The 12,234-nt window shown below is 37.2% G+C and carries 10 protein-coding genes; 1 reads left to right on the top strand and 9 read right to left on the bottom strand.

All coding sequences use genetic code 11. The features are described 5' to 3' along the window. Nucleotides 1–189: 189 nt before the first annotated feature. The 8 genes from rlmH to yycF form a co-directional block, all read right to left on the bottom strand. Nucleotides 190–669: a 23S rRNA (pseudouridine(1915)-N(3))-methyltransferase RlmH gene (gene rlmH, locus ACMZ42_RS12080; protein WP_370077901.1), complete on the bottom strand. Its 480-nt coding sequence runs from the start codon at nucleotides 667–669 to the stop codon at nucleotides 190–192. Nucleotides 670–759: 90 nt separating this feature from the next. After that, complete coding sequence (locus tag ACMZ42_RS12075) at nucleotides 760–924, bottom strand: CxxH/CxxC protein (RefSeq protein WP_415731622.1); 165 nt, start codon at nucleotides 922–924, stop codon at nucleotides 760–762. A gap of 591 nt (nucleotides 925–1,515) precedes the next feature. Next, nucleotides 1,516–2,823: a S1C family serine protease gene (locus ACMZ42_RS12070; protein ID WP_370077903.1), complete on the bottom strand. Its 1,308-nt coding sequence runs from the start codon at nucleotides 2,821–2,823 to the stop codon at nucleotides 1,516–1,518. A 178-nt stretch (nucleotides 2,824–3,001) separates the two neighbouring features. After that, a complete protein-coding gene (locus ACMZ42_RS12065; protein WP_100542654.1) occupies nucleotides 3,002–3,790 on the bottom strand; it encodes an MBL fold metallo-hydrolase in 789 nt (262 codons plus the stop codon). After that, on the bottom strand, nucleotides 3,790–4,617 hold the full coding sequence (locus ACMZ42_RS12060; protein WP_370077905.1) for a two-component system regulatory protein YycI: 828 nt from the start codon (nucleotides 4,615–4,617) through the stop codon (nucleotides 3,790–3,792). Before ACMZ42_RS12060 ends, ACMZ42_RS12065 begins: the two co-directional genes overlap by 1 nt. Then, nucleotides 4,604–5,923 carry a YycH family regulatory protein gene (locus ACMZ42_RS12055; RefSeq protein ID WP_415731621.1) on the bottom strand — a complete coding sequence of 440 codons (1,320 nt, stop codon included), beginning with the start codon at nucleotides 5,921–5,923 and terminating at the stop codon, nucleotides 4,604–4,606. Before ACMZ42_RS12055 ends, ACMZ42_RS12060 begins: the two co-directional genes overlap by 14 nt. Further along, nucleotides 5,920–7,785 carry a cell wall metabolism sensor histidine kinase WalK gene (gene walK / locus ACMZ42_RS12050; protein ID WP_370077909.1) on the bottom strand — a complete coding sequence of 622 codons (1,866 nt, stop codon included), beginning with the start codon at nucleotides 7,783–7,785 and terminating at the stop codon, nucleotides 5,920–5,922. The genes ACMZ42_RS12055 and walK overlap by 4 nt, the downstream gene beginning before the upstream one ends. 6 nt (nucleotides 7,786–7,791) lie before the next feature. Then, nucleotides 7,792–8,505 (bottom strand): response regulator YycF, encoded by a 714-nt coding sequence (gene yycF, locus ACMZ42_RS12045; RefSeq protein WP_049662630.1) that lies wholly within the window; start codon nucleotides 8,503–8,505, stop codon nucleotides 7,792–7,794. A 965-nt stretch (nucleotides 8,506–9,470) separates the two neighbouring features. Here yycF and ACMZ42_RS12040 point away from each other — a divergent pair. Then, nucleotides 9,471–10,391: a YitT family protein gene (locus ACMZ42_RS12040; protein WP_370077912.1), complete on the top strand. Its 921-nt coding sequence runs from the start codon at nucleotides 9,471–9,473 to the stop codon at nucleotides 10,389–10,391. 537 nt (nucleotides 10,392–10,928) lie between these two features. Here ACMZ42_RS12040 and ACMZ42_RS12035 read toward each other — a convergent pair. Beyond that, complete coding sequence (locus ACMZ42_RS12035) at nucleotides 10,929–12,221, bottom strand: adenylosuccinate synthase (protein ID WP_370077914.1); 1,293 nt, start codon at nucleotides 12,219–12,221, stop codon at nucleotides 10,929–10,931. Between the last annotated feature and the right edge of the window lie 13 nt (nucleotides 12,222–12,234).

The following is a 12,234-nucleotide window of genomic DNA, read 5'->3' as shown; positions in this document are numbered from 1 at the left end:
TGGCAATGGTAATGGTAATGGTAATGGTAATGGCAACGGCAACGGTCATAATGAAATTACCGAGTTATAATTTAATTTCAGTTCAAGCAAAAAGAGAAATTGCACAGCGCAATTTCTCTTTTTGGTATTTATTATAAAGCAATCCCTTTAAAAAGATTATCTCCTACTAGATGCATAATAAAACCGAACTTACTTATGATACGGTTCTCCCTTCATAATCCTAAAACTTCTATAAATCTGCTCCACCAAAACAAGCTTCATTAGCTGATGCGGTAATGTCATTTTTCCAAAGGATTGTTGTTCATCAGCACGTTTCAACACATCATCATGTAAACCAAGGGAGCCGCCAATGACGAACGCGATTTTACTTTTGCCGTAGGTCATGAGGGATTCGAGATCTGCCGACATTTGTTCAGAGGTTTTCATTTTGCCGTTAATGGCTAGGGCGATAACGTATGTATCTGGGCTGATTTTAGATAGAATACGTTCACCCTCTTTTTTCTTTACAATTTCCATCTCTGCTTCGCTTAGCTGCTCGGGTGCTTTTTCATCTGGTACTTCAATTAAATCCATTTTTGCGTAGCCACCGAGACGTTTTACGTATTCATCTATTCCCATTTTTAAGTACTTTTCTTTTAGTTTTCCGACTGATACAATCGTTATATTCACACGTTATCCACCTTTACATTTCATTTACAAACAAATTATCCACAAAAGTTATCAACATATCCACAAGCGATTCCTATATCTTGTGTAAAGTTATTTACTTGATACAAGATATTCTGCAGGTCGTTCACAGTAGCTACATTTTGTGGATAACTTTTTACCCTCTTCGATTTTATCCATAATTGGGAACTCTTTTTGCTCAGCCACAAACATGTCTAAAGCGTGTTCTATATGGTTTTCACAGCTGTATTTTTCCATTTTTGCACCTCTTCTTATTTTCCGAAATTTCCACAAACTTATTCACAATTCAGTCTATGTTATCCACAATCTATTGTAACAAAGGTCAGGCGAGTATGGAAGAATAGGCTTTCTACCGCCACTCGCAGTGTATATGTTATTATTCACAATTTTCTAGTTATCCACAATATTTTCTAAATCATCATTAATAATTCATTCGATGCCTTCGAATATTTTTAACGCATCATTAATAATGTGGGATTGATTTCCCGTTCCGGATGGGTGCTTTCCTACGGGCGTCCTATGAGCTGCTTCACTCGCGATGCTCGCTCCAGGGCCTCGGGCCAACAGATGTTTTTTGCGCGAAAGCGTAGTGCAACGAAGCGACAGCACCGAGGTTGGTCACGAAGGCGTTATCACAGGACGTGATGGCTTTAGCCTTCGTTCCTCTATTGCTGATCCCCAAGGAGTCACCCAGCCTCCACTCCAATCAACTTATAAAAATGGCATACATGATAACAAATATTAGTATCAACTTTTGATGATAAATAATATCTTTAAATTCACAAAAAAAAATCAGTGGAGATCTTATAATCTCCACTGATTTCTAATTTACAATGAATCGCTATTTGTTAATGTTAGTGATAGATCCACTAATTTACCTTGGCGGTATACTTTCATCGTCAATTTATCACCAATTTTTTTGTTAATATATAAATGCTTGCGCAAATCGATTGATGTTTCGATTTTTTCGCCATCCATTTCAACTATTACATCGTATTGTTGAATGCCTGCTTTTGCAGCTGGAGAGTTAGGCACAACATTATCAATAACAACACCTTTTGTAACATCATTTGGCAATTTTAAATTTTGTTGATAGAATGACGGAATATCCGTTAAGTCTGCTAATATTTTAATACCCATTGTTGGACGTTTCATTTCACCATTTTTCTCTAATTCCTCGATAATAGGAATTGCTGAGTTAATCGGAATGGAGAAGCCTAAACCCTCAACAGAGGATTGTGCAATTTTCATGGAATTAATGCCGACTAATTCACCAGCAATGTTTACAAGTGCACCACCACTATTACCAGGATTGATTGCTGCGTCTGTTTGTAATACTTCTTGTTGCCAATCTATAGTGCCATCATTGTTTATGTCAACTGGTACAGAACGATCCTTACCAGAAACAACACCTGTAGTAACAGAACCATAGAATTCTAAGCCCAGTGGGTTACCAATCGCAATTACTGTTTCACCTTGTTTTAATACATCAGAGTTACCAAATGTCGCTACTGTCTTAACATCTTTAGAGCTGATTGAAATGACTGCTAAGTCTGTCCAAACATCGCGACCAACTAATTGTGCCACTTCTTTCGAACCATCTGGCATTGTTACTTCTAACTGCTTTGCACCTTCAATAACATGGTTATTTGTCACGATAAATGCTTTATCGCCTTGAACTTTGTAAATAACACCTGAACCACTCCCTGCAGCCTCTTCTGACGTGGTTGTCGGGTTCCAGAATCCTCCACTTTTCACTTCTTGAATATTTGTAATCCCTACAACGGCCCCCGAAGCCTTATCAACTGCTTTCGTAACATCAGTTGTCACTTCTGTTGCAACTTGATTAATGGTTGTTTCATTTTTATTACCATTACCTGCGCTACTTGTTGTTGTACCAGGCATTTGATTAACAAGTCCAGGCATCATGAGCCAAACGAGTAAAGCCCCAATGATGACGCCGATAAAACCGGTAAATAAATAACCACCTTTACCTCCGCCACCGCCTTTCTTTTTATGACGTTTCTCTTGCGTTTCTCGCTCCTCTTGTTCGAGTCGCTCCTGAAGAGGTGACTTCTGTATTTCATCATTTTTTAATAAATCATTATTTTTATCATCATCTTGAAAATAGCCCATTTTCCTCATCCTTTCCCTTATTAGTATTTGCTAGTTGTTACCCTAATATTACAATTCAAACATTAAAATCAGATGAAAAATAAATAAAATGGACATAAAAATGGCTGTTCAATACATTTTCTATAAAATGTGATTGAACAGCCTCATTAAAGCTTCTTTTTTTATTGTTTACTAATCATTAAACGGTTACTAATTTCGTCGGCTCTTCTGCATCTGTATCAAGTAAATTTAAATACTCCCCGACAATAATGCCGCAAGATTGCAACGTTTGTGTAACACTCATGCGTGCAAGCTCTTTCATATTATTATCTTTACTTAAATGTGATAAATATATATTTGTTGGTTTTTCAAATACTACGTCACTCATTGCGATAGCTGCATCCTCATTTGAAACGTGCCCTACATCACTTAAAATACGACGTTTTATAGACCATGGATAACGCCCCATTTGCAGCATATTTACATCGTGGTTACTTTCAAATACAAAGGAATCAGCACCACGAATAATCCCTTTCATACGGTCACTGACATAACCTGTATCCGTAATAACAACAAGCTTGCGCCCATCTTCATGAAAGCTATAAAACATTGGATCTGCTGCATCATGGGATACAGCAAAAGATTCAACAGCCAATGAACCAAAATGCTTTACAGTATCCATTTCAAATTCAAAACGTTGCTCTAAAGGTATATCACCGACTAGCCCGTCCATCGCCTGCCACGTTTTGGCGTTAGCATAAACAGGTACATTATATTTTCGTGCCAATACACCTATTCCTTTAATATGATCACTATGCTCATGTGTAACGAAAATGCCACTTAGCTGTTTCATATTGCGGTCGACTTTTGTAAATAGTTGCTCCATCTTTTTGCCACTAAGACCCGCATCGACAATAAATGCATGATCATCATTCTCTACATAAATCGAATTTCCTGTACTACCACTTGCTAAAACACTAAATCGCATTATTCAACTCCCCAGTCTTCCTCTTCAGCCTTTTGCTTGTCTCCTTGGATTTCAATAATTTTCCCATCAATAGCATCAACGAAGTACTCATCTATTTCTCCGTCCGGTAATTCCACTTGTACTTCCCATGTTGGTATCAACACTTGCGTTTGTGTTAAATTACTAAATGTTGAGTAACCTAGCTTCACTTGCTTAATACGCGATTCTGATTTTAATAGCCCTTTATTATAAAGTGTCTGGAAAATTTGAAGTGGTGGTATGACCGTTTCTTGTTCCTCCATCTCTTCGATATTATCAATCATTGTCTGCTCATACATTACCACTTCGTTATCTAAATTCCACTGTACTTTTAATACGGCACTATCATTGTAATAGAACATTCGATTATTTTTCTTCTGGAAGAAGACTGCGACTCTTTCCTCATGATCTACCTTCCATAGTGCATAAGAATCTCCATCTTTAACGTTTGTATGGACAAAATCAGTAAAGCTTGTATCATCGCTAATATTTCGTAATTTCACAGGGTTAATAAAATTAACACGTATATGTGCATGTGTCTCATCAGTGAAACTTACTCGCTGATTGTCATCGTTAACAATATTTTTAAAATTATGCACTTTGCCTGTAATGTAAGTAGCAGATTCATTACTATTCGGCAGTGGTCCATACGTTATATTATCATCTTTTAAACGGGCTTCTATTGTTTTTTCACCTAGTATTTCAACGCTCTGCGCTTCATTATAGCGATTTAAATACAACCAATACAAGAAGATATTTAAGATTAAAAAAACGAATATAAAAATAGATTTTGTTCTATTCCAATCCATTTATGACACCCCCTAATATGTCAGGCGTCAGTTTCGTCGATATACCGTTACGAATAACAAACCAGCATGGCTCTAATGTCACTATTGTACTTTGGTCATAGGTTAAATAGAAACCCACAACAATATCATCTATATCTGATAAAGCAATGTTATTTAGCTTTTTAATCTTTTCAACGATTTCAGATCCTGACGGAAGTTCCTTCATCTCTTTTTCGGATGGAATATCTTTCTCAAAAGAAAAGTATGGACGTTTGTAGCGGAAAATACGATTATCTCCCCAAATGGTTGTAATTCGGTTTATAGCCTGATCACTATAAATCGGTAGTCCATGTAAATAAAGCTGATAATCTAATTGATTATTGCTTGTACTTGTTGAGGCTAAGCGATAATCATCTGTAAAACCGCCGTGTTCATTGATAAATTCAAAGCTATCCGTAAAGAGCTTGGAAGGCTCTATTCTTACACTACTTTCTGCAGCTGGATATACATAGGTTAATGATTTCACTTTCGAATCAATCACCATCCGTGACATTCCATCGTGATATTTTTCAGTAGTTGCACTTTCATCAGTGCGCACGACATTGTTTAGATTTGTAAATACCACATTTTTAAATAATTCAGGTTTCTCTTCGATTAAATACGTATATTTTGCAGATTCAATTTTATCATTTGCAATATATAGTGAGGTAAAGCCATCTCGCTCCACTTCTTTAAAAGTGCCGTATGTTTTCGCTGGTTCAATAATACTTCTTACAAATTGATTAGCATTTTCTAGACTTACACGTGAACCCATCAATAATTCATTGTTGCCACTAATGAAAAATACCTGTAACACTTTGTTATTATAATTGCCCCAATCTATAATCATACGATTGAAGGTTGTTTCAGGTAGATCCTTATCAGCGAACTGAAAAATCGTGTTAAAGGCAGAGTAAGGAATCTCACCAGGAAAAAAGACGGTCATATAATTGTTAGAACGAATCATATCGTTTACAGAGTCCGCCTTAAGATTATTGTCAATGGGCGTTAAATCTAGGACATTCCATCCCCGAAATGCGTCCATAATATCTATCATTGCACCATTAGATACAGTTCCGGTAAATTCCTTATCAAAACGGTAAATAGCTTTATAAGGACGAATTACATCATCCATTTTTTTTTGTGGTCCGATTAGAATTTCTTTTCCTTCAGTCTGTTCAATAACTTTATAATCTGGCGTGTATGTCCAAATCATAAAGGTTAAAACTACACTTAGCATAACGAGTAGGAATAGAACAACTGATTTAACTGGTTCTATATATTTCATTCCCACTCACCTGCCTCATCAAAATCATCTAAATTAAGTGGTAAAGTGAAGAAAACCGTTGTTCCATGCCCTTCTTCACTTTCAGCCCATATTTTACCGCCATGAGCTTCAATCATTTCCCTCGCAATAGCTAGCCCTAGACCAGTGCCTCCCATAGAACGAGCTCGAGCCCGATCTACTCGATAGAAACGCTCAAAAATACGTCCTACATTTTCCTTAGGAATTCCCATACCATCATCGGAAATCATAACCTTTAGCATATCTCCTTGCGCTGTAAAGCCAAAGCGAATATTACCTCCATCGGGTGAATACTTAATAGCATTAGAAATGATATTATCGATAACTTGTGTCACCTTATCCGTATCGATTTCTACATAATAAGATGCCTCTGGGAATAAACGTTCAAACATCACTTTATCTGACTTAGACATTTCAAAACGATCGATAATACGGTTAAAGAATGAATTAAATAGAACAATGTCTTGATTCAGTTCATAATCTGAACTATCCATTCGTGATAACTGCAATAAGTCATTCACTAAGCGGATCATACGCTCTGTCTCTGTTTGTGTGACATTCAAAAATGTTGGAGCAATATTTTCATCTTTCCATGCACCATCTGCTAACGCCTCTAAATAACTCCGCATCGTCGTTAATGGTGTCCTTAATTCATGTGACACATTTGATACAAATTCCCTGCGATCCATCTCTATTTTTTCCTGTTCCGTAATATCGTGCAGTACGGTAATTAGACCATTAATAAAGCCCGTTTCTTTTTGAATAACAGAGAAATTCGCACGTAAAATATACGGTGCGTCTGCTGTACTGAAATTTAAATTCACCGCATCATTCATGTGAATTAAATCCTCAAAACTATACTCTTGATCAATACCTAAAACAGATGCAATCGGACGGCCTAATGTAATATCTCTTGAAATATGCAGCAGCTCTAGTGCGGGGTCATTAATAAGAATGATGCGTCCTTTTCGATCTGTTGCAATAACACCATCCGTCATATTACTAAGGACCGAATCGAGCTTTCGCCGCTCTGCCTCAGTAGTAGATTGCGCCTCCTGCAAGCGATTTGTTAAATGATTAAAGGTTATAGCCAGCTGCCCTATCTCATCTGTACCATAAACCCGTACTTTTCGAGAATAGTTCCCCTTTGCCATCGCCTGTGCTTGCTTACGCATATCTGAAATCGGCTGTGTAATTGTTCGTGCCACTAAGATTCCTAAAAAGATAGTAATCACTAAGGACACTGCTGTACCACCAAGGAAAATACGGTTAATGTCATTCACTTGTTCAAAAACAGATTCAATATTAGCTTCAATGTAGAGTACCCCTACGATTTCATCATCAGGACCTACACCATCTCGAATTGGCGAAGCTAACACCCACACTCGATTTCTTGTTTTATTATCAAGTTTAATGTTTTCAAATAATGTTTCTGCAGAGATAGCACGGCGTACGAGATCATTATTCGAACGCTGTCCTATCAAACTTTGATTGTCTACCTCAGATGTGGCACGAATACGCTGTCTATTATCGATGACACGGATTTCTAAAATATCTCCATTAGAAACTTCTTTCAGCCCCGTGGAAAACTCCATTACAATCGTTTCCAAGCCTTCTTCAAGAGATGGCATACTCTCATCGCGTTCTTTTAACATTTCTTCACGAATGCTATATTGCATCAAATCAACACGTTGAAAAATAGATTGTCGGAAATTTTCTTTTAAATTTTGCTCTAATTCACGCGCAAAATAAATTCCTATTATTTGCAAAGCAAGAAGTATCAACAAAATGTAAATTAATACCAGTTTGACATGAATTGATTTAAAGAAGCTTACTTTCTGCATTCCTTTTTACTCCTGTTCAGGATTTCGTAGATAATAACCTACACCACGGCGTGTTACAATCCATGCTGGATGACTAGGATTGTCCTCTATTTTTTCTCGTAAACGACGAATTGTTACGTCTACTGTTCGTACATCACCGAAATAGTCATAGCCCCACACAGTTTGTAGCAAATGTTCACGCGTCATTACTTGACCGATATGCTTCCCTAAGTAATGTAATAGTTCAAACTCTCTGTGTGTTAGTTCAATTGCCTCATCACGTTTCAATACTAAGTAAGCATCTGGCTGAATAACAAGAGAGCCTACTACAATTTCATTGGATTCTTCTTCAACCTCTTCGGCAGTAGGGGCTACTACCTGTAAACGACGCATATTTGCCTTTACACGCGCAATAAGCTCACGTGTACTAAATGGCTTTGTCACATAATCATCTGCGCCCATTTCTAGTCCTAATACTTTATCAATCTCTGACCCTTTTGCAGTTAGCATAATGATAGGGAAATCATATTTTTTTCGTACTTCTCGACAAACTTCCATTCCATCACGCTTAGGTAACATTATATCTAAAAGCATTAAATCTGGTTGCTCTTCCTCAACCTTCTCTAGTGCTTCATCTCCATCATAAGCACAAATAACTTTGTAGCCTTCTTTTATTAAATTAAACTGTAAAATATCTGCGATTGGTTTTTCATCGTCAACAACTAAAATGGTCTTGTCCATATTTTTTCTCCCTTTCGCTATTTATCTATTTTTAAACGATTGTATTTATCAATTATGCCTCGGCATAATTGCGTCTGGATTCGGCTTTGTGCTTGCACAAAGAACTCCTTTCCGAATCCATGACATCCGCCGGAGGCTTTAACTTATTTCAGCGGACATCCACTGAAAAATAACTTCAACTCGCATTAACTCACCACCTAAAAGGATGGGAGACTTTTGCTGAAAGAAGTTAAAGTCACTACTCTAACTCTACCATGCTTTTAGCTTCTATGCATTATTCTAAATCCTAAGACACTTTACGATATTATTTTAAACTACATTTCGACAAATATTTCTCGGGAAATAACATAGATTTATATACAAGGTATATAAAAAGACAGCCCTATTTTGGACTGCCTCCTATTCGAATTGATTAACGCCCTACATATGATAATGGGTTTTCTAACAAACCCTTTTTCTTAACTTCAAAAGTGTAGATGTGTAGATATGTACCTGTTGGGTTTCTAGCAGATCCTATATTTCCCATAACAGAACTTTTTCCTACTACTTACTTGTCCTAACTTGCACTTTTATTGATGATAGGTGTCCGTAAAGCACCTTCTAACTTTTCTATAGCAGTATTAATTACCCACAAATAATTTTTGCACCAATATACTGTACCATAAAGAAAATACAGTTTAACTGTTTTCATCTTTTTGTAATGTAAATGTATTAATTCTCTACTAATTGTTACATCATTCCTATTTTTATAACTATTAATAAATATAGTTTTAAAAATGGATTTTTATTCCAGTATAGTGCTTTCCATGAGGTATCTAGACCCTAAGCCGCTCAACCTCTACTCCAAGCGATTGGTTAAGTTCTTTAAATACAGCGGTAGTATTCCATTTATTTTTAGTATAATTTTAGACTTACCCCTTTTTGCTTTTTAAATATTCTGATAAAATAGCAATAAGATACACTAGTTGAATGGAGCGATTAATTTGAATGTTTTACAAACCTCTGGAATAACCCCTAAAGTAAGGAAGCCCCAAAGTAAGAATCCCGTTCGTAAACTTATAATTAGGACCATTATGGTGGCATTAGGTGCATTCATTATGGCACTGGGGCTTGAGCTATTTTTAGTACCAAACCACATTATGGATGGTGGAATCGTAGGTGTTTCCATTATCACTTCTCATTTATTAAATTTACCTCTTGGTATTTTCATCTTCATTTTAAACTTACCTTTCATCTTTTTAGGCTATAAACAAATCGGTAAAACCTTTGCACTTTCCACAGGGCTCGGAATTACTGTACTCTCATTAACAACACTCTTCTTACATAATCTAAACCCGTTTACTCAAGATACGCTATTGGCCACAGTTTTTGGAGGCATGATTTTAGGTATTGGTGTCGGCATCGTCATTCGTTATGGTGGTTCATTAGATGGGACAGAAATTTTAGCTATTTTATTTAATAGTAAAACACCGTTCTCCGTTGGTGAAATTATTATGTTCTGCAATTTACTCATCTTTGCGGTAGCGGGATTTGTGTTCACATGGGAACAAGCCATGTACTCTATCCTGGCATACTATATCGCCTATAAAATGATCGACATCGTCATTCAAGGGATGGAGGAATCAAAATCTGTTTATATCATAAGTGACGACATTGATGAAATAGGGCAGACGATTATGGACCGACTAGGTCGAGGTGTAACCTTCCTTCATGGTGAGGGGGCTTATACAGGTAACGATAAAAAAGTTATTTTTACTGTCATTACACGATTAGAGGAATCCAAGCTTAAATCAATCGTCTCTGAAATTGATGATAATGCATTCCTAGCAATTGGTAATATTGCAGAGGTTAGAGGTGGCCGTTTCAAGAAGAGAGATATTCACTAATAGCAAAAAGGAAGTACCGTATATGGTACGTCCTTTTTAATATTGTTTGAAAAACATCTATGGAAGTGAACACTTTGCAATAAGCATATGTTGCTGCCACTATATTTTCGCATATCATCACTATAAATTAGAGTAATATGCCAGAAGATACATGCTATGTGAATTGGTTGATTGGAGTGGAGACTGAGCGACTCCTTGGGGATCAGCGATAGAGGAACGAAGGCTAAAACCATCACATCCTGTGATAACGCCTTCGTGACCAACCTCGTGTTGGCCCGAGACCCTGGAGCGAGCGGCGCGAGTGAAGCGGCTCATCGGACGCCCCCAGGAAGCTTTGCTCTGTGCGAAAGCGAAGCGTCAGCAACAAAGCGCTCAGTCGGAACGGAAATCAACCCCTCGTTTTGCAGAAGAGTCATACTTATTTTTGATATATCCTGCATTAACGGACAATAATTCTCACCTCATCTCAAATTAGTGTAAGTAAAGAGGTATAAAAAAGGACGTACCGCATATGGTACGCCCTTTTATGATTTATAATTATTTTGCTTCCCAAACGTCCACTAAAACGTTCGTTTGTTCACGTGCAGGACCAACAGAGAAAGTAGCAATTTCAATACCAGTTAATTCACTCACGCGTTCTACATAGCGTCGTGCATTCTCAGGTAGCTCTTCTAATGTTTTGCAGCCTGTAACATCTTCTGACCAGCCTGGAAGCTCTTCATAAATTGGTTCACATTGTTCAATAATATGAAGATTTGCTGGATACTCAGTAATCGTTTCATCTTTATATTTATACGCAGTACAAATTTTAACTGTTTCTAAACCAGATAAAACATCGATTGAGTTAAGCGCAAGATGCGTAATACCACTTACTCGGCGTGAGTGGCGTACAACTACCGTATCGAACCAACCTACACGACGTGGGCGGCCAGTTGTTGTACCGTATTCACGACCAACTTCACGAATTTGTTGACCTACTTCATCAAATAATTCAGTTGGGAACGGTCCATCGCCAACACGAGATGTATAGGCTTTAGATACACCAATAACACTTGTAACTCGTGATGGACCAACGCCAGCACCGATTGCTACTCCGCCTGCAACAGGATTTGAAGATGTTACAAATGGGTACGTACCTTGATCGACATCAAGTAAAATACCTTGTGCTCCTTCAAATAACACTTTGCCGCCTTCATCTAGTACATCATTTAAGATTTTCGATGTGTCTGTTACATATTTTGCGATTTCTTGTCCATAGTTGTAATATTCCTCGAAAATTTCTTCGAATGTTACGCCTTCAACTTCGTAAAATTTCTCAAATAACTTATTCTTAATTGCTAAATTTTGACGTAGTTTTTCTTCAAATACATCCTTGTCTAGTAAATCAGCCATACGGATACCGATACGTGCTACTTTATCCTGATAACATGGTCCAATCCCTTTACAAGTCGTACCAATTTTATTATCGCCACGGCTTTCCTCATCAGCGATATCTTGCTTTATATGATATGGCAAAATAACATGCGCACGATTAGAAATTCGTAAATTATCTGTATCAACGCCACGCTCTTGTAAGCCTCTAAGCTCAGTAACTAATGACTTTGGATTAACAACCAGACCATTTCCGATTACTGAAGTTTTTTCTTTATAGAAAATCCCTGATGGAATTAAATGTAACTTATAAGTTTCACCATCAAATTTAATAGTATGTCCTGCATTATCACCGCCTGCAAAACGAGCGATTGCATCGGCTTTTTGTGAAAGGAAATCCGTAATTTTACCTTTTCCTTCGTCTCCCCACTGTGTTCCTACAACTACAACTGATGTCATAGTCAGCACCTCC

Source organism: Lysinibacillus sp. NPDC056185, assembly GCF_047737915.1.
GTDB lineage: Bacteria > Bacillota > Bacilli > Bacillales_A > Planococcaceae > Lysinibacillus.
Note: the sequence above shows the minus strand (reverse complement) of the source record. Positions and strands in the feature narration are given on the sequence as shown.